The organism is Marichromatium sp. AB32, assembly GCF_003718675.1.
GTDB lineage: Bacteria > Pseudomonadota > Gammaproteobacteria > Chromatiales > Chromatiaceae > Marichromatium > Marichromatium gracile.
Genome location: NZ_RHFJ01000015.1, coordinates 33,003 through 52,420, shown reverse-complemented (window position 1 = coordinate 52,420; position 19,418 = coordinate 33,003). Strand labels below are relative to the sequence as shown.

The following is a 19,418-nucleotide window of genomic DNA, read 5'->3' as shown; positions in this document are numbered from 1 at the left end:
CGGAGTGATCTGGATCCTACAATCGGTCATGATAAGCATGACCCCGTCATCGTCGAGAGGTGGCTCGCTGGCGCCATGTGGCAGCCTGGACGGTTGCGGGGCCCGACGATTAAGGACGCAAACCCGTTTCTGCCAGGGAGACCCCTTTCCATGTCGAAGGTCGATCTCGTTACACCGTACAAGGAATACTTCAAGATCATCGCGGCGACAACGGACGAGTTGCGCGACCGGGTGTTCGCGCTGCGCTATGAGGTGTACTGCAAGGAACTCGGCTGGGAGGATGCCGCAGCCTTTCCGGACCAGCGTGAAACCGACGCCTTCGATGATGATGCCGTGCACTGTCTGCTGTTCCATCGCCGCTCGGGGCGCGATGCCGGCACCGTCCGCCTGGTTCGCTCCCGCCCCGAGGATCCCGAGCCCAGGTTGCCGCTGATCGAGCACTATGATCGCAGTCTGTTCCGCACCGAGCACAATCCGCTGACCATGCCCAAGGGCTGTTTCGGCGAGATCTCCAGGCTGGCCCTGCACGAGCAGTTCAGGCGTCGCCCGGGGGAGCAGTCGACGCCCGAGGGACATGGCACCGAACTCTTCCAGTGGAGCCAGGACGATCGCCGCCGGTTCCCGCACATGGCGCTGGGGCTGTATCTGGCGGCGGCGACCATCGGTCTGTCCGAGGGCATGGAGGGCGTCTACGCGATGATGGAGCCACGGCTGGCGCGTCATCTGCACTTCGGCGGCATCTATTTCGAGCAGGTCGGCGAGGCGATCGAGTTTCGCGGCGCGCGCGCGCCCTTCTACATCTCGCGCCAGATGCTGTTCGAGCGTCTCACGCCGCCGCTGCAGGCATTGCTCGATGCCATCGCCGAGGATCTCGACGTGGCGCTGTGAGGTTCGCGGCATGCTCACAGCGTCTTGCTGCCGGCGCGGCCGAAGGCTGGGTTGTGATCGAGCTGCGGGATGTAGCGGCTCTGTGTGAAGGCGTGTCGACTGCAGTCCTCCACCCGTCCGATCATCGGCACCACATGATCGCCGATCTCGGGGATCCACAGCGGTTCATGGATCGGCCTGAAACCGATGCGTCGATACAGTGGGGTCAGCTTCGGGGTCGAGTTGAGGATGACGTGGGTTGCGCCCCAGTGCTGGAAGCAGTGGGTCGCGGCCCGGAAGAGTGCGCGCAGGATGTTGTAGCGTCGGCGCCAGGGGCTGCGGATCACCAGCATGCTGCCCGATGCGGCAAGACAACGACCGCCCGGTTGCTGCTCGTGCATACGCAGCTCGGCGATGGCGGGACGGAAGTCGAAGTGGGTCTCGGGGGGGAGTCCGTGGCCGGTCTCGAGGTTGACGCGGATGGCCGCCACCGGTTGCGCGCGATCATAGGCGAGGATGTGGCGCACCCCCCCGAGCCGGTCGAAGCGATCGGTGAGTTTCGCCGCGGGCAACGGGACTCCGCCGTAGCGCCCTTCCTCGACGATGTACACTTGGTGTCTGAGCCAGAAGGCGTCCTCGATTTGATCTGGCGTCCTAGCGATCAGTATCTTAATCGTCATCGTCGATGATAGAGCTGTGCTTTTTGGGCTGGTCGCGTCCGCTGCGGTCCATGGTTGAGCCATGCTAACGGATTCGTGCACTGGGTCACATTCTTTTCACACGAGCGGTTGCATCGGCGGGAGGATTACACGCAATGGAGGCACGAAGGATGTGCATGAGCGACGCTGCCGACCTGAACTCGGCGCTGGAACTCTGGAAGGAGCAGCTCGGCGCGCAGCGTGTTCTGGTCGGCGAGGCGGCCGAACGCAGGTACGGAGGCGACACCACCGGAACGCAGCGTCGGATCGCCGCTGCGCTGCTGGTCGAGGACGCCAGCCAGGTTGCCCCCCTGGTGAGCGTGGCCGCCCGCCACGGGCTCTCCCTGTATCCGATCAGCACGGGCAGGAACTGGGGGTATGGCGGCGCCCTGCCAGTTCGCGATGACTGCGTGATCGTCGATCTCGGCGCGCTGCGCCGGATTCTCGACTTCGATCCCGAGCTCGGCGTGGTCACCCTCGAGCCCGGGGTGACCCAGGCGCAGCTCGCCGAGTTTCTCGACCAGGGCGAGCACCCCTTCCTGGTGCCGGTGACCGGTGCCGGTCCACACTGCAGCCTGATCGGCAATGCGCTGGAACGTGGCTACGGCATCACCCCGCATATCGATCATTTCGGCGCGCTGACCGACCTCGAGGCGGTGCTCGCCGATGGCTCGATCTATCGCTCGATGCTCAGCGAGGCCGGTGGCGAGGGCCTGGCCCGGTTGTTTCGCTGGGGCATCGGTCCCTATACCAACGGGCTCTTCACCCAGAGCGGCTTTGGCATCGTCACCCGTGCCAGCATCGCGCTGGCGCGCCGCCCCGAACGGGTCGGCATCTTTCTCTTCAGCCTCAGGAACGAGGCGGCGCTCGAGTCGGCCATCATCCGCGTGCGCGATATCCTGCAGCGTCTGCCCGGGGTGGTCGGCGGGGTGAACCTGATGAATCGTCGCCGCGTGCTCGCCATGGCCGCGCCCTATCCGCAGTCGCGTCTCGACCGGCACGGGCTGATCCCCCAGGCGGTGATCGACGAACTCGGCGCCCAGTATCAGGTGCTGCCCTGGACCGGCTTCGGCACCCTCTACGGCTCGGCGGCGGTGATGGCCGCGGCGCGCCGCGAGATCCGTCGCGCGCTCTCTGGGGTCGGCGTGCGGCTGATCTTCCTCAGCCCGGAGCGCGCCGCGCAGCTTGCCCGGTTCGCACGCTGGCTGCCCGGCCGTATCGGTCGTGGTCTGGCCAGTACCGCCATGACCCTCGCCAGCTCGCTCGAACTGGTGGCCGGTCGTCCCAACCAGACGGCGCTGCCGCTGTGCTACTGGCGCAACCCGGCGGCGATGGGCGAGGGGATGCTCGATCCGGCGCGCGATGGTTGTGGTCTGCGCTGGTACTCGCCGCTGGTGCCGATGCGCCCGCGTCAGGTGCGCGAATATGTCGACATGGTCGAGCGCATCGGGTTGGAGCACGGCATCGAGCCTCTGATCACCCTCACCAGCCTCAACGACCGGGTGTTCGACAGCACGGTGCCGCTGATCTTCGCCCGTGACGAGAGCGGTGCCGGCCAGCGCGCCGCGCGCGCGTGTCATCGCGCGCTGGTGGCGGCCGGACGCGAGATCGGTTGTTTTCCCTATCGCGTGGGGGTCGATGGCATGGGCGAGCTCGACAGCCTGCTCGATCACTCCAGGGACTTCGGGCGGCGGCTGCGCCAGGCCCTCGATCCCGACGGGGTGATCGCGCCTGGTCGTTACGAGGGGGGCTGATGCCGCACCTCGGGACGGACCCCTTCACCGATCAGGAGCCTGGCCGACGATGATGCAACAACGTATCCATCTCTTCGAACTCGAGGATCTGCCCTGGTTACCGGCCGCGATCCGCGACGGTATCACCGACTTCCTCGAGTTCGCGGTGCGGGTTCCCGACCTCTATCGTCCGGTGGCGCCGCGTCTCGAACGTGCCCTGGAGGAGAGCGGGGCGTCGACCATCCTCGACCTTTGCGCCGGCGGCGGCGGTCCCTGGATGCGGATGCTCGATCAGCTCGGTCCGGTTCGCGCCGGCGAGGTCCGCGTGTTGGTGAGCGATCTCTATCCCAATCGCACCGCCCTGGCGCGGCTGCGCGAGCAGGCCGGGGCGCGGGTCGAGGTGGTCGAGCGCTCGGTGAGCGCGATGGCGGTGCCGCGAGATCTCGAAGGCTTCCGCACCCTGTTCTCCGCCTTCCATCACTTTCGCCCGCGCGAGGCGCGGGCGATCCTCGCCGATGCCGTCGAGCAGGGGCGGGGGATCGCGGTGTTCGAGTCGACCCAGCGGCATCCGCTGCTGCTGCTCTATATGCTCTTCACCCCTCTGCTGGTGCTGCTTGCCACCCCCTTCATCCGTCCCTTTCGCTGGAGCCGGCTGTTCTGGACCTATCTGATCCCGGCGATCCCGCTGGCGGTGATGTTCGACGGTATCGTCTCCTGTCTGCGCACCTACAGCGTCGCCGAACTCGATGCGCTCACCCGTGGGCTCGAGCGCGAGGGTTATCGCTGGGAGCGTGGCGTGGCGCGGCTGGGACCCTTGCCGGTGGGGGTGACCTATCTCATCGGATTGCCGGGGCGCTGAGCGGGCACCGTCTCGGCTCCTGGTGTCTGTCGGTGATCGCGCCGGCAGTACACTCGTGCAACGAAGGTGACGGCGTGTCGTGCTGGCCTCGGACGCCCCGCCTCGAGGCCATTTCGCAAGAGGATGATCGATGTCGCGTGCAACGAAAATGATCGAGCTGGTCGCAGTCTCCACCGCACTGACGCTGTTGAGCGGGGCTGCCCTGGCCACCCCCGCCGACCCCCTGCAGCGCGGCGCCGCCGCCCTCGACGAGGGTGAGCCGCGGGTGGCGGTGATCGAGCTGAAGAATGCCCTGCAGGCTGATCCGCGCAATGCCCGGGCCCGGGTCCTGCTCGGGCGCGCCCTGCTCGCTCAGGGGGATGTCAACGCCGCCGCCCAGGAGTTCGCGCGTGCACAGCGACTCGGCGCCGATGCCGCGCTGCTCCAGCCCTGGCTCGCCCGCGCCTGGCTGCGTCGTGGCGAGTTCGAGCAGTTGCGCGCGCTCGAGGTGACCCCGGAGCTGTCGCCCGCGCATCGTGCCGAGCTGCTCGCGCTGCGTGCCGAGGCCGAGCTGGCTGACGGCGAGTCGGGCGCGGCGCGGGCGACGCTCGAGCGTGCCGCTGCGCTGCAGCCCGATGCGCCCGCGGTACAGCTCGCCCTGGCCCGCGTCGAGGTCGCCGAGGGGGCGGTCGATGAGGCGCGTGCGCGGCTCGCGACCCTGCTCGAAAACGCCCCGGAGGCAACCCGGGCCTGGTCGCTGAGCGGTGAGCTGGCGCGCCAGGCGGGTGACATGGACGCGGCCGAGGCGGCCTTTTCGCAGGCCTTGGAAGACCCGTTGGAGCAGGCCCAGGCGCGTCTCAATCGGGCCTATGTGCGGATCCAGGATGGTCGACTCGATGCGGCCCAGGCCGATCTCGATCAACTGCGCCGCGCCGCGCCCGACAATCCGCTGGTCAAGTACGCGCAGGGCTTGCTGTTCTACAGCCGTGAGGACTATGCCGCCGCGATCGAGCAGCTGGATGCCGCGCTCGGTGCGCTGCCCGATTTCGCCCCGGCGCAGTCGTTGGCGGGGGCGACGCGACTGGCGCTGGGCGAGCCCGAACTCGCGCGCATCCATCTCGAGCGCGCCCGCTCGCTGCGCCCGGATGATGCGTCGACCCAGCGGCTGTTGGCGATGACCCTGTTGCAGCAGGGCGAGGCGGCCAAGGCCGAGCAGCTGGCGCGCGCGGTGCTCGAGCGTCAGCCCGAGGACCTCGCCACCATGGACCTGCTGGCAAGCGCTCTGCTGCAGCAGGGCCGGCGCGAGGAGAGCCTGCCCTATCTGCGGCGGGTCAAGGCGGAGCTGCCCGACTCCCCCGTGGCCAGCGCGCGGCTCGGTGCGGCGCTGCTCGCCGACCCCGGATCCGACGAGGGGGTGCTGGAGTTGCAGGCCGCGCTGGCGCAGGACCCCGATTTCCAGGGCGCGGCCGAGCAGTTGGTGATCGGTCGGTTGGCTCGCGGTGAATTCGACCAGGCACTGGCCGCGGCGCGTGACTATCGCGACCGTCACCCCGACTCGGCGCGCGCCCACACCCTGCTCGGGGTGGTCGAGCTGCGTCGCGAGGCGTCGCAGGCTGCGCGCGCGGCGTTCGAGCAGGCGCTGGCGCTGGATGCCTCGGACCTTGCCGCGACCACCGGACTGGCGACCCTGGCGCTCGCGCGTCAGGACCTTGCCGAGGCGCGGCGGCTGTTCGGCGAGAGTCTCGAGGCGCGTCCCGATGATCCGCGGGTGCTGATCGCCCTGGCCCGGATCGCACTGACCGAGGGCGAGACCGCACAGGCGCAGGCACTGCTCGAGCGGGCGGTGACGCACAACCCCGAGACACTGGCTCCCAGACTCTATCTGGCCGCCTATCTGTTGCGTCACGGTGAGCCCGGGCAGGCGCTCGAGATGCTCGATGCGGCGCGTGCGCGCTTTGCCGAGACCCCGGTGCTGCTCGGTCTGATCGCGGATGCGCAGCTCGTCCTCGCGCGTCACGGTGCCGCGCGCGATACCCTGATGCGTCTGGTCGAGCTGGCGCCCGCCGATCCCCGGGTGCGGGTCGCCCTGGCGACCAGTCTGGTGGGTCTGGACGAACTCCCCGCCGCGCGTGACCAGCTCGATCGTGCCCTGGTGATCGATCCCGAGTTCGCTCCGGCGCTTGCCTGGTCGGCACGGTTGGCGCTGGCCGAGGGTGAGTTCGAGCAGGCCGAGGCGCGGCTGGAGCAGCTGCGCCGGGTCCGTGGCGCGCTCGATGCCGATGTGCTGCTGATCCAGGGCCAGTTGGCGCAGCAGCGCGGTGATCTGTCGAGCGTCGCCGATGCCTTCACCGAGCTGCTCGAGGGCGCGAGCGAGGACCCTGCGCTCGGCCTCGACCCGCAGCGTCTCGACGCCGCCGAGCAGCTGGTGCTCGGTCAGGTGCGACGTGGTGACCTGGCCGCTGCGATCGATGCCGCGCGCGCACTCTGTGCGCGTGAACCCGATGCCGCGCGACCGCGTGCGCTGCTCGGGATGATCTATCTGCGCGCCGATCAGCGCGAGGCGGCGGCGACGGCCTTCGCCGAGGCGCTCGACCGCGACCCCGGCATGGCGATGGCGGTCGACGGGCTGGTCTCGCTCGATCTCGAGGGCGATGATCCGGACACCGCCGCGGGGCGTTATCGCAGTGCGCTGGAGTCGGCGCCCGGAGACGCCGAACTGCTGATCGGCCAGGCGCGGCTGGCACTGCTGCGTGAGGATCCGCAAGGCGCGCAGCAGGCCCTCGAGGCGGCGGTGGCGGCCAACCCCGAGCAGCTGCGTCCGCGGCTCTATCTGGCGGCCTACCAGCTGCAGCGTGGCCAGCCACAGGAGGCCCTCGACGTGCTTGGCACCGTGGCGGCGGCCCATGCCGATGCCCCCGATCTGCTCGGGCTGCGCGCCGAGGCCCAGCTTGCGCTGGGGCACAACGAGGACGCGCGTCAGAGCCTGGTGGAACTGGCCCGGCTGCAGCCGGGTGCGCCCGGGATATTGACCGCCCTGGCGACCGCCGAGGCGCGGCTGGGACGCATGGCGCTGGCCGAGGAGGCGCTGCGACGCGCCCTGGAGCAAGCGCCCGATTCGGTCGCCGCGCACGCCGGGCTGGTCCGGTTGGCGCTGGCCGAAGAGGACATGGTGTTGGCCGGTGAGCGACTCGAGTCACTGCGGGCAGTGGTCGGTGAGGCGCACCCCGAGGTGCTGCTGCTCGAGGGGTTGATCGCCGACGGACAGGGGGATGGCGTGGCTGCACTGGCCAGCTATCAGCGTCTGTTCGAGGTGGCGCCGAACTCGGTCAACCTGCTGCGGCTGGCGCGAGCGCAGCGCCAGGCCGATGATCCGGCGGCCGCTGTCGCGACCCTTGAGGGCTGGCTCGTGGAGCACCCCGAGGATGTCCGCATTCAGTTCAACCTGGCGCAGACACAGATGGAGGTCGGGGAGTTGTCACAGGCGATTGCCGCCTTCGAGCGCACCATCGAGATCGCGCCGGAACATGCCATCGCGCTCAACAACCTGGCCTGGTTGATCCGCGACCGGGATCGTGCGCGTGCCCTGGACTATGCACGCCGCGCCTATGCCGCGGCACCTGAGTCGGCAGACGTGGCCGACACCCTGGCCGTGGTGTTGTTCGAGGAGGGCGCGCTCGACGAGGCGAGACGGATCATCGACGAGGCCCAGGCGCTCGCGCCGAAGAGCGCGACGGTGCGCTTCCACAAGGCGCAGATCCTGGTCTCCCAGGGGCTCGACGATGAGGCCGGACGGTTGCTTGAGTCGACCCTCGCCGATGTCGCAGACTTCCCCGAGCGCACCGAGGCCGAGTCGTTGCTCGAGAGTCTCGATCGCTGAACTCCGCGCCCCGTTTCGTCCGAGCCGATCCGGGGCCCTCGTGCATCGGCCTCGCCCCATCCGGGGAGAGGCCTGACACCCGCTCCGTCGGACACGATCTGTCGGCCACTGCCGGCAGATCGTGTCGGTGCGCGTCAGGTCAGCGCCTGATGGCTGGTGTGGTGCTCCTTGTCATAGCGTTGCAGCAGACAGCGATAGACATTGACCAGAACCTCCTCTCTGAAGGTCGCCGGCGGGGTCAGGTCAGCGATCTCGCGCCGGTAATGATCGATGCGTGCGTCGAGATTCATTTCATCGATTGCAACGTCGTTATCGTTCTGATGCTTGTGCATGATTCGGCCTGCTTGTCGTGCGTGAAGTGGATGCGAGCGCGGGGACGGTCATTGCCGTTCCGTGCCGGCTGAGCGGCCCGCTCTAGGCAGCAAAATACGTGCCTTTCTGGTCTTCATGAGCGACATCCGTATCTGCCTGACTGCGAGGGCGTTGTCGAGCGCCCCAGTGGTGCCGCCATACGCGGCATGAGAACGGTTGTGCGCGAACGGGTCGTGGTGCAATGGGTCGTTCACCGTCTTCACATTGCTGCCGTGCGACGCGAGTGTCAGAATCTGACGACCTGTTGCCAATGCTGCCCGTCGTCTTGTTCTATCAGTCCTTGAGTGCGAGATGGGGGCTGGCGCGGCTGCTCGTACGCTATCGCAGATGCGTGTGTCAGGTGCGTCTTCTTTTCCGATATTCGTAGTTGCGGTCTGGCCCTTGTATTGCAATGTCGACTGCACGCAGACAGGGGTGATGCCGACATTTCGGGCAGTGCGCCGCCGTAGCCACTGCCACTGGCCACACCCCGTGATCTTTACCACGAAAAGCATCGCGCCGCCAGATCGATCAGAGGTCTTGAGCCATTATGTACGAGCATTTCTATGCCCTCGGGGCCGATCCGTTTCGCTTGAGCCCGGATCATCGTTTCTGTTTCACCCACAGGAACTACGCCCGTGCGCGCTCTTATATCGATTATGCGCTGCACCGTGGCGAGGGCTTCGTCATGATCACCGGTCGACCGGGGACAGGCAAGACCACGCTGATCAATGACCTGCTCGATCGTCTGCCGACACAGGAGGTGTCCGTCTCCATGTTGGTCAGCACCCAGCTGGCCGCCGAGGATCTGCTGCGGATGACCGCCCACGGTTTCGGGTTGAGTGCCGGCGCCCCGCGCAAGGCGGATGTGTTGCAGGGACTGATGGCGTTCCTCGAGCGCCAGCACCAGGCCGGGCGGCGTGCCCTGCTGATCATCGACGAGGCGCAGGACCTGGCTGCCTCGGCGCTCGAGGAGCTGCGGCTGCTGACCAATCTGCAGCGCCAGGGGCGTCCGCTGCTGCAGATCGTGTTGGTCGGTCAGGAGCGGCTGCGCGAGCTGGTCCAGGGGCCGGATATGGAGCAGGTCCATCAGCGTCTGGTTGCGGCCTGGCATCTCGAGCCGCTGGGACCGGTCGAAACCTTGGCCTATGTCCGCCACCGCTTGGAGAAGGGGGGGTGGCACGGTGACCCGGAGTTCGCGCCCGGGGTGCTGCGTACCGTCTTTGAGTTCAGCGGTGGGGTGCCGCGGCGGATCAACCTGATCTGCAGCCGGTTGCTGCTGCACGGCTTCATCGAGGAGCGCCGCCTGATCAGCGCCGAGGATGCCGAGGGGGTGCTCGATGAGTTGCAGCAGGAGTCGCTGACCGGCGCGTCACCGGAGATCGAGGTCGATTGGGACGCGCTCGACCAGGGATTGAGCGCGTCGCCCGACCTTGCTCCGGTGATCGCCGAGACGCCGCGGCCTGGGGAGGCTCCCCCGTCACAGATGTCTCCGCCACCGTTGGTCGATGACGCCCCGTCCGCAAGCCAGGCCGCCGAGCCGGTGTTCGAGCTCGACGAGGCGCTCGACGGCGAGGTGCCGCCATCCGATGACGAGTTCCCGTTGCGTGAGGCGGTGTTGCTGCCCGAGGAGCTCGATGAGCTCGTCACCGAGCCGGCGGTCGCCCCTGGACGGCGTCGCTCGCCCGCCCGCTGGGTCGTCGGCGGCAGTGTCCTGGCCGCCAGCTGTCTGCTCGGTGCCTTCTATCTGCTCCAGCCGCAGCAGACCGTCGAGTTGGGGCGAGCAACCTTCGCGTGGGTGGCGCGATCGCTGCACGAGCTGAGGGTCGAGGTGATGCCCCCCGCCGCCGACGATCGGGTCGCCGGCCTCTCGCCGGCCGATGAGCCGCCACCGGCCGCGCCCGAGGCGCTATCGCCTGTCGAGACGATGCCGGCTGCTGTGGTGGTTGAGTCCGGGCTGGTGGCCGAGGAGTCGTCTGTGGCGCCACGACCGGCGCCGATCGAGCCCGAGCCCGAGCCTAACGAGCCTCGCGCACGCGTCCAGTCTCGTCCTGCGGTCGCAGTGGCCGACGCAGTCGGGTCAAGTGTGACCGCCGCCGATCAGGCGCTGCCGGTGGGGCGAGCGACCGCGGATGGGTCCATGGCGGTCTCCACCGAGGTCAGCGATGAGCCTCCGGTGCTCAGGGTGGCCGATCTCCGCTCGGTGGCGCCGTCTCCGTCGACCGCTGCCGCCGCTGTATCGGCCGTTGACAGCTCCGCGGCGGTGCGCGAGGTGTCGCGTGGGCCCTGGCCGGAGCCGCTCCAGGTGGTGTTCGGGTGGAACAGCACCGAGGTCGAGGGGCGTTTCGCCGGGCGGCTCGATGTGCTGATCGAGGCGTATCGATCGCGTGATGATCTCGGCATCGAGATCGTCGGTTATTCCGACGCCCTCGGCGATCCCGCCTACAATCTCGACCTGTCGCGGCGTCGTGCACAGGCGGTTGCCGATTATCTGGTCGCCGGCGGTCTCGCCCCTGATCGATTGCGGGTCGAGGGCCGAGGTCCGGTCGAACCGGAGGCCTTGGAGGGGCAGTCGGCCGAGGCGGCCGGGTCGCGCGGTCGCATGGTCGAGCTCACCCCCTATGCGCCGGAGAGGGTGGAGATGGATGAGGAGAACGGATGAGCGTGGCCACCATCAGCTATGCGGCGGCGCTGATCGCCTATCTGGTGCTGACCCTGCTGCTGGCCACTGCGTGGCGTGGGCGCCTGTTGGGGCTGTTTGCGCTGGTGGCGAGCATGGCCGGCGTCTGCTGGGCGGCGATCGTGTTGGCGATGACGCATGGTCTGCTGCCTGCGGGGCAGTGGTCGGCGGTGGCCGAGCTGATCCGCAGTGGCGCCTGGTTCATCTTCCTGTCGCGGGTGCTGGTGGCCGAGCACGATCCGAGTCAGCTGCGTTTCTGGGCGCAGGCACCGTGGTGGGTGATCAGCGGTGGCGCGCTGCTCACCCTGGGGGTGCCGTTGCTCGAGGTCCCGCTCGGCCTCGACGGCGCCCAGGTGATCAATGCGATGCTGCTCGGCTGGGTGCTGTGGTCGATCTTCGGTCTGGTATTGCTCGAGCAGATCTTCCGCAATCGCCGCCCCGAGCAGCGCTGGGGCATCAAGCACCTGTGTCTCGGGCTCGGGGCGGTGTTCGCCTTCGACCTGTACTTCTTCTCCGATGCCCTGTTGCTGCATCGGGTCGATCCCGTGCTGTGGCAGGCGCGCGGCCTGGTGCACGCCTTGGTGGTGCCGTTGGTCGCGGTCTCGGCGGCGCGTAATCCGAGCTGGTCGCTGGAGGTGCACGTCTCGCGTCACGCGGTGTTCCACTCCGCCACGCTGACCGCCGCCGGGCTCTATCTGCTGGCGATGGCCGCCGCCGGCTACTACATCCGCTATTTCGGCGGCGCCTGGGGGGCGGTGCTGCAGATCACCTTCCTGTTCGCGGCCCTGCTGTTTCTGCTGGCGGTGCTGTTCTCGGGGCAGCTGCGCGCGCGCCTACGGGTCCTGCTCAGCAAGCACTTCTTCAGCTTCAAGTACGACTATCGCGAGGAATGGCTGGGCTTCACCACGGCACTGTCGCGTCCCGGCGTGGCGTTGCCGGAGGCGGTGATCTCGGCGCTCGGCGGGATCGTCAACAGCCCGGGCGGGATGCTTTGGGTGAAAGGTGAGCACGGCGCGTTCGAGTTCTGTGCCCAGAGCCATTTGGGTGAGTCGCAGGCGCAGATCCTCGCTGCCGACGCGCCGATGATCACCTTCCTGGCGCGCCGCGGCTGGGTGGTCGATCTCGAGGAGTATCGCAGCCACCCGGAGCGCTACCAGGGCTTCTCGGCGCCGTCCTGGCTCGCGTCGCTGGCCGATGCCTGGTTGATCATCCCATTGCTGCATCGCGAGTCGCTGTGCGGCTTCGTGGTGCTGGCCCGCCCGGGAGGCGCCGGGGCGCTCAACTGGGAGGACCGCTCACTGTTGCGCACCGCGGGGCGTCAGGCGGCGACCCATGTCGCTCAGCACCTGGCCGACCAGGCGCTGATCAGGGCGCGTCAGTTCGAGGCGTTCAGCCAGCTCTCGGCCTATGTCGCTCATGACCTCAAGAACCTGCTCGCCCAGCAGTCCCTGCTGGTCTCCAATGCCGAGCGTCATCGCGACAATCCTGCCTTTTTCGATGATGTCATCCGTACCGTGCGCAGCTCGGTCGAGCGCATGACCCGGTTGATGGAGCAGTTGCGCGATGGTGTGCGCGGCGAGGCGCCGCAGCGACTGAGTCTGGCGCCCTTGCTGGAGGAGTTGGTGCGCGGGCGTGGCGGGCATGCCCCGGTGCCGGTGTTCGAGGCGCCGCTATCGTCGCCCTGTGTGTGTGCCGATCGCGAGCGTTTGCTGACTGTGTTCGGTCATTTGGTGCAAAATGCACAGGAAGCGACCACGCCGGAAGGGCGCGTGGTGGTTCGTCTGTTCGCAGAGGGCCGATTCGCGATCGTCGAGATCGAGGATGATGGCGTCGGCATGTCGCAGGAATTCGTCCGCGAGCGACTGTTCAGGCCCTTCGACTCGACCAAGGGCTTGACCGGCATGGGGATCGGCGCATTCGAGAGCCGCGAGTTCATCCGGCTGCTCGGCGGTGATCTTTTGGTGTGTAGTCAGCCGGGGGAGGGTACGCTGTTTCGTGTATGCTTGCCGCTGGATGGCGAGTTACAGCAGGAGGAGCGCGTGCACGCCGGGCATCATGGAGTGGCCTCATGAAGGGCTCGGAGAAGTGTCTGTTGGTCGTCGAGGACGACCCAGGGCTGCAGAGCCAGCTGCGCTGGTGCTTTGATGGTTTCGAGGTGGTGCTCGCCGGTGATCGGCGTGAGGCGCTGGCGCAGTTGCGTCGCCACCGTCCCAGCGTGGTCACCCTGGACCTTGGCCTGCCGCCCGACCCCGGCGGGGTGAGCGAGGGGCTCGCGCTGCTCGAGGAGATCGTCGCGCTGGCCCCACAGACCAAGGTCGTGGTGGTCACCGGCAACGATGATCGCAGTCATGCGCTCAAGGCGATCAGCCTCGGGGCCTACGACTTCTATCTCAAGCCGATCGACGCCGAGACCCTCAACCTGGTGGTCGAGCGTGGCCATCGGCTGCATGCGCTCGAGACCGAGAATCTCCGCCTGCAGCACAGCCAGATGGACTCGCCGCTGCGCGGCATCATCGCCAGCAGCACGCCGATGCTCGAGGTCTGTCGTGCGGTCGAGAAGGTCGCGCCGACCGACGTCACCACCCTGATCCTCGGCGAGAGCGGGACCGGCAAGGAGCTGTTCGCCCGCGCCCTGCACGAGATGGGGCCGCGCGCCTCGGGCCGGCTGGTGGCGATCAACTGTGCCGCCATCCCCGAGAACCTGCTCGAGAGCGAACTGTTCGGCTACGAGAAGGGCGCCTTCACCGGCGCGGTCAAGCAGACCCGGGGCAAGATCGAGTACGCCGATGGCGGCACCCTGTTTCTCGACGAGATCGGCGACCTGTCGCAGCCGCTGCAGGCGAAGCTGCTGCGTTTTCTGCAGGAGCGGGTGATCGAGCGGGTCGGTGGTCGTCAGGAGATCCCCGTCGACCTGCGGGTGATCTGCGCGACCCATCGCGATCTGCGGGCACAGATCGCCGAGGGCAGTTTTCGCGAGGACCTTTTCTATCGGGTCAGCGAGGTGACCATCACCCTGCCGCCGCTGCGCGATCGCGAGGGTGATCTGCTGGTGCTGGCGCGCGCCTTTCTCGAGCGCTACAACCGTGAGTACGCCAAGACGGTGCGTGGTTTCACCAAGGATGCGCTGGCGGCGATGGAGACCTATGCGTGGTCGGGCAATGTGCGCGAACTCGAGAGTCGGGTCAGGCGGGCGGTGATCATGGCCGATGGGCAGCAGTTGACACCTGCCGATCTCGAGCTGGCGCCCGCCGGCGCCGAGCCGGTCCTGCCGCTGAACCTGCAGCAGGTCCGTGAACAGGCCGAGACTCGGGCGATCCGTCAGGCGCTTGCCCGGGTCGACGGCAATATCACTCAGGCTGCGCGGTTGCTGGGCGTGACCCGTCCGACCCTGTACGGCCTGCTCGATAAGTATGGGCTCAAGGAATGAGGTCGTTGCGACCTTCAGGCACTGTGATCGTGTTTACACGATTGGTGCTTGGTGCTTTGTCCTCGTGGTTTGCGCCACATCTATGCAACGCATGGCGGAGTACGGACGCGGCGCTCGGCGAAGATCATGAACAAGCCGCGCCCGGCCTCGCCGGGCGCGGTATCGGACCAGGGCTGGTCCCTGGAGCTTGGTTACAGGGGGAACACTGTTGAGCGCGTATCTTGGATCGATCGACGGCGCCTGGTCGCGGTTGTGCATGGGCGCGGCACTGGTGCTGCTGGCCGGTTGTTCTGGCTCCGGCAAGGACCTGCCGCCGGTCCCGCCGGAGCAGCGCGAGCTGGCGGTACAGCAGGGATACTTCTACGAGATCGCTCCGGGCGATTCGGTCAGCATCTTCGTCTGGGGCCTCAACGACCTCTCGGGAACGGTCCCCGTGCGCCCCGACGGCATGCTCACCACGCCGCTGATCGAGGACATGCCGGCGAGCGGCAAGACCCCGTCGCAGCTTGCCCGCGATCTCGAAAAGGAATATGCGGTCTATGTCCGCTCGCCGATCGTTACCGTGATCGTCAAGGGCTTCGTCGGACTGCCCTCGCAGCAGGTGCGGGTCATCGGCGAGGCGATGGCGCCAGCCGCGGTGCCGTTTCGCAAGCACATGACCCTGCTCGACCTGATGATCGCCGTCGGCGGACTGACCGATTTCGCCGCCGGCAACAAATCGGTGCTGGTGCGCTACTACGGTGGCGAGCGCCAGGAGTACTCGGTACGGCTGGATGATCTCATTCGCGATGGTGAAATCGCGGAGAACGTGAGCTTGCTCCCGGGCGATATCCTGATCATCCCCGAAGCTTGGTTCTGAAGCCGTGCAACAGCCCGGCGTGATGCAGGTTTAGACTGAAAGAGGACGGCGATGCACGAACTCCTGGCCCAACTGTTCGGCTACGCGCGCGGCATGTGGCGTTACCGCTGGCTCGCGCTCGTCGTCGCCTGGGCGATTGCGATCGCCGGATGGACCATCGTCTCGCGTATCCCCGATGAGTATCGCTCCTCGGCGCGGGTGTTCGTCGACACCAACAGTGTGCTGCGGCCTCTGCTGCGCGGTCTGACCATCCAGCCGGATCTGGTGCAGCGCGTGGCGCTGATGAGCCGAATGCTGCTGAGCCGACCGAATCTGGAAAAGATCATCCGCATGAGCGATCTGGATCTGAAGCTGCGCACCGAGGCCGAGCGCGAGCGGCTGATCAGCGATCTCGGCAACAAGATCAAGATCCGTGGCGATCGCTCCAACCCCTCGCTCTACACCATCTCCTTCGAGGATCGCGATCCCCAGAGCGCCAAGCTGGTGGTGCAGTCGCTGGTGTCGATCTTCATCGAGGAGGCGCTGGTGAGCGATCAGCGCGCCACCTCCAACGCCCAGGACTTCCTCGATCAGGAAATCGAGGAGTACGAGGCACGGTTGCGTGACTCCGAGCACCGTCTCGCCGATTTCAAGCGTCGCTATGCCGGGTTGCTGTCGGGAGATATCGGCAGTTACTACTCCAACCTCCAAGCGGCGCAGAAGGAGCTCAAGGACGCCGAGCTGACCCTGCAGGAGGCCAAGCGGCGTCGTGATCAGCTCCAGCAGCAGATCGAGACCCAGGAGCAGGCGCTGGAGAACGCCGAGGCGCTGGTTCCGCAATTGCCCGATGATCCGCGCATCGCTGCGCTGCAGACCAAGCTCGACGAGCTGCTGCTGCGCTACACCGAACGCCACCCCGATGTCATCGAGCTGCGCCGATTGATCCGCGAGATCCGCTCGCGTCAGCAGCAGCGCAACGAGATCACCGGTAGCTCGCTGATGGCCACCACGGTACAGGCCGACAGCCTCTATGGCAGCCTGCGCATGGCGCTCAGTCAGGCCGATGCACAGGTGGCGGCACTGCAGGCGCGGGTCGATGATCATGGCCAGCGGGTGCGTGACCTCGATCAGAAGATCGACACCATCCCCGAGATCGAGGCGGAGCTGACCCAGCTCACCCGTAACTACAAGACGATCGTCGCCCAGCATGCCGAGCTGCTCGAGCGGCGTGAATCGGCGCGGCTCTCGAGCGAGGTCGAGAAGACCGCCGAGGGGGTCAAGTTCCGCGTCATCGATCCACCAGTGGCGCCGCTCAAGCCCTCGGCGCCGAACCGGCTGCTGCTCGCCAGCGGCGTGTTGCTGGTCGCCCTCGGTGGCGGTCTGCTCGCCGCCCTGGCGATGGATCTGGTTCGTCCCGTGTTCGACGATCGGCGGCTGCTCTATCGTGCCACCGGTCTGCCGGTGCTCGGCACCGTGGCCCTGGTGCGCTCGCCCACCGAGCGCAGACGTGAACGGGTCATGCTGATCCCGTTCTTCGCGATGACCGTGGGGCTTGCGGTCGCCTTCATCTTAGTTGTCTCCGGTCTGCCGCTGTTGCAGTCTCTCATCTAGTCCGACACACGGACATGCAGGGGGTATCCTTGTGAGTACCATCGAAAAGGCCATTGCCAAGATCGGTCGCCAGGGCGCAGCGGAGCCTGGCGTTGCCGATTCGTCCACCGGTTGGGCGACGTCCGCAGGGAGGCAGGGGCACGTATCGGAGGGAGCCATCACCGACCCGGGACGGGTCCAGCACCTGGCGCTCGAGCGTCTGCGTGCCCAGGGCTTGCTGACCCCGGATGCCAAGCGCTCACAGCTGGCCGAGGAGTACCGGCTGATCAAGCGTCCGCTGCTGATGAATGTCGACAAGAAGGGTGCCGACATCGTCGACAACGCCAACATGATCATGGTCACCAGCGCCCTGCCGGGCGAGGGCAAGACCTTCTCGGCGATCAACCTGGCGATGAGCATCGCCATGGAGCGCGATCGCACGGTGCTGCTGGTCGATGGTGACGTGGCCAAGCCGACCGCGGCCAAGCGCCTGGGGATCGAGGCCGAGCTGGGGTTGACCGATCTGCTCGACGGTAGCTGCGACTCGGTGGCCGACGTACTCGTGCATGCCGATGTGGCCAACATGCGCATCCTGCCGGCCGGGCGTCGTCACGAGCGTGCCACCGAGCTGCTGGCCAGCGAACGGATGAGCATGGTCATGGCCGAGCTCTCGACCCGCTACAGTGATCGTGTGGTGATCTTCGACTCACCGCCGCTGCTGCTGGCCAGCGAGAGCGCGGTGCTGGCCGAGATGATGGGGCAGGTGATCATGGTGGTGGCTGCCGAGCAGACGGGGCAGCACGCGGTCAACGAGGGGTTGGCGCGACTCGGCGAGGACAAGATCATCGGGTTGCTGCTCAACAAGTACCGCCCCGGGCTCGGCAATCGCTATGGCACCGGTTACCGATATGGTTATGGATACGGATACGGTTATGGACAAGCGCCAACGGCGGACGAATCGGCGGCCCAGCCCGGCGTCTGACCCGGGTCCGTGCTGTCGGGGAGTGGAGTCATGCTGAAGCCCGCGCGGCATCGTCATCTGGTGTCGTTGTGCCTGTGTGCGACCGCGCCCCTGATCTGGGGCGCCGCCTGGGGCGCGGACTGGCGGCTGTCGCGTCAGCTCAGCGTCAACGGGGTCTATACCGACAACCTCTCGCTCTCCGAGGAGGATCAGGGCAGCGACTTCTATGTCGAGCTGACCCCGGGCTTCGTGGTCTCAGGCAAGGGAGGGCGCGCCGAACTCGATCTCGCCTATTCGCTGCAGTACCTCAACTATCTCAGTTCGGACAGCGGCGACCGGGCCAATCACCGCCTGCAGGGCAACGGCCGGGTCGAGCTGCTCAGGGAGCGGCTGTTCGTCGATGCCAAGACGACTGCGCGCCAGGAGTTGATCGACCCACTTGGTCCGACCAGCGGCGATGCCACCAACCGCTCCGATAACCTCCAGACCAGTTACACCTACGAGATCTCGCCTTCTTATTACGAGCGCTTCGGTCGTCGTGCGGAGCTGACCGCGCGCTTCTCCAACAACGGGGTCTTCTACTCCGACGAGGGCAGTGACAGCATCGGCTACGATGGCTCGATCGAGCTGCGCAGTGGTCCGGCCTTCGGCACCACCAACTGGGCCCTGTTGATCTCTTCCGAGCAGATCGACTACCAGGACGACGAGGTGCCCTCGGATACCTATTCCGATGCCAGCTTTCTGCTCGGCAACCAGCTCTCGCGGCGCTGGCGCCTCGACGCCACCCTGCTCTACGAGGACAACGACTACACCTCGCGTGATGGCACCAGTGGGGCCGGTTGGGAGCTGTCGACCACCTGGACGCCGACGCCTCGGACCTCGCTGCGGGTCGGTGTCGGTCACCGCTATTTCGGCATGACGCCGGTGCTCGACTTCTCCCATCGCAGCAAGCGCTCGATGTGGCGCGCGAGCTATGCTCGCGATGTCTCCAGTGCGCGGGGCGATCGTCTCGATTCGGAGGTCTTCGCGTTCGAGGACGTCTTCGGCGATCCGACCGTCCCCGAGGTGACCGCACCCTTCGAGGTCACCGACGACACCGCGGCACCGACCACCGGAACCTATATCAGCAACACCTTCGAGACCAGCTACACCCTGCAGACCCGACGCAGCACCCTGGGGGCCTCGCTCGGCTATGTGCTGCGCGAGTACGAGGCCACCGCGGAGGATCAGTCGACGATGCGCGCCCGGCTGTTCTGGAGTCGGCAACTCTCCGGCCTGACCCGCTCCAACCTCACCCTCGGCTGGAGCCGGAGCGAGCTCGACCAGACCAGCGTGACCGATGGCAGTGACGAGCGCGACGAATACACCCTCGATGCCGGACTGAGCCGGCGCGTCGGCACCAACACCCGGGTGGCGCTGCAGTATCGGTTGAGCAGCTCCGATGACATCACCGAGAACCGCGTGACCCTGGGCCTGGTCACCAGCTGGTCGGACTGAACGTGCTGGATGCCGTCCCGTCCCCATCCCTTCGCATGCGTCCGGCGCCGGAGCGGCGTCC

The 19,418-nt window shown here is 67.2% G+C and carries 13 protein-coding genes; 11 read left to right on the top strand and 2 right to left on the bottom strand.

Features of this window, described 5'->3' with window-relative positions; genetic code table 11:
• The first annotated feature begins 150 nt into the window (after positions 1–150).
• A complete protein-coding gene (locus EBL85_RS06860) occupies positions 151–888 on the top strand; it encodes a PEP-CTERM/exosortase system-associated acyltransferase (protein WP_190288051.1) in 738 nt (245 codons plus the stop codon).
• 14 nt (positions 889–902) lie between these two features.
• On the opposite strand, the gene EBL85_RS06855 is transcribed toward EBL85_RS06860, so the two are convergent.
• Positions 903–1,439, bottom strand: a complete 537-nt coding sequence (locus tag EBL85_RS06855; protein ID WP_132229873.1) for a hypothetical protein — start codon at positions 1,437–1,439, stop codon at positions 903–905.
• Positions 1,440–1,702: 263 nt separating this feature from the next.
• On the opposite strand from EBL85_RS06855, the gene EBL85_RS06850 reads away from it, so the two are divergent.
• The 3 genes from EBL85_RS06850 (at position 1,703) to prsT (ending at position 8,013) form a co-directional block, all read left to right on the top strand.
• Positions 1,703–3,319: an FAD-binding oxidoreductase gene (locus EBL85_RS06850; RefSeq protein WP_123140332.1), complete on the top strand. Its 1,617-nt coding sequence runs from the start codon at positions 1,703–1,705 to the stop codon at positions 3,317–3,319.
• Positions 3,320–3,368: 49 nt separating this feature from the next.
• A complete protein-coding gene (locus EBL85_RS06845; protein WP_123142502.1) occupies positions 3,369–4,157 on the top strand; it encodes a class I SAM-dependent methyltransferase in 789 nt (262 codons plus the stop codon).
• 148 nt (positions 4,158–4,305) lie between these two features.
• A complete protein-coding gene (gene prsT, locus EBL85_RS06840; protein WP_190287912.1) occupies positions 4,306–8,013 on the top strand; it encodes an XrtA/PEP-CTERM system TPR-repeat protein PrsT in 3,708 nt (1,235 codons plus the stop codon).
• 134 nt (positions 8,014–8,147) lie between these two features.
• Here prsT and EBL85_RS17065 read toward each other — a convergent pair whose 3' ends face one another.
• Complete coding sequence (locus EBL85_RS17065; RefSeq protein ID WP_132229879.1) at positions 8,148–8,345, bottom strand: hypothetical protein; 198 nt, start codon at positions 8,343–8,345, stop codon at positions 8,148–8,150.
• 569 nt (positions 8,346–8,914) lie between these two features.
• On the opposite strand from EBL85_RS17065, the gene EBL85_RS06835 reads away from it, so the two are divergent.
• The 7 genes from EBL85_RS06835 (at position 8,915) to EBL85_RS06805 (ending at position 19,357) form a co-directional block, all read left to right on the top strand.
• Positions 8,915–11,026, top strand: a complete 2,112-nt coding sequence (locus EBL85_RS06835) for an AAA family ATPase (protein WP_123142501.1) — start codon at positions 8,915–8,917, stop codon at positions 11,024–11,026.
• Entirely contained in the window at positions 11,023–13,116 is a 2,094-nt protein-coding gene (gene prsK, locus EBL85_RS06830; RefSeq protein WP_123142500.1) for an XrtA/PEP-CTERM system histidine kinase PrsK, read from the top strand. Before EBL85_RS06835 ends, prsK begins: the two co-directional genes overlap by 4 nt.
• Positions 13,113–14,471, top strand: a complete 1,359-nt coding sequence (prsR, locus tag EBL85_RS06825; protein ID WP_123142499.1) for a PEP-CTERM-box response regulator transcription factor — start codon at positions 13,113–13,115, stop codon at positions 14,469–14,471. The genes prsK and prsR overlap by 4 nt, the downstream gene beginning before the upstream one ends.
• Positions 14,472–14,727: 256 nt before the next feature.
• Positions 14,728–15,330: an XrtA/PEP-CTERM system exopolysaccharide export protein gene (locus EBL85_RS06820; RefSeq protein ID WP_062277964.1), complete on the top strand. Its 603-nt coding sequence runs from the start codon at positions 14,728–14,730 to the stop codon at positions 15,328–15,330.
• A gap of 51 nt (positions 15,331–15,381) precedes the next feature.
• Positions 15,382–16,920, top strand: a complete 1,539-nt coding sequence (locus EBL85_RS06815) for an XrtA system polysaccharide chain length determinant (RefSeq protein WP_123140325.1) — start codon at positions 15,382–15,384, stop codon at positions 16,918–16,920.
• Positions 16,921–16,951: 31 nt separating this feature from the next.
• Positions 16,952–17,881 carry an XrtA-associated tyrosine autokinase gene (locus EBL85_RS06810; protein WP_123142498.1) on the top strand — a complete coding sequence of 310 codons (930 nt, stop codon included), beginning with the start codon at positions 16,952–16,954 and terminating at the stop codon, positions 17,879–17,881.
• A 30-nt stretch (positions 17,882–17,911) separates the two neighbouring features.
• A complete protein-coding gene (locus tag EBL85_RS06805) occupies positions 17,912–19,357 on the top strand; it encodes a TIGR03016 family PEP-CTERM system-associated outer membrane protein (RefSeq protein WP_123140323.1) in 1,446 nt (481 codons plus the stop codon).
• Positions 19,358–19,418: the final 61 nt, after the last annotated feature.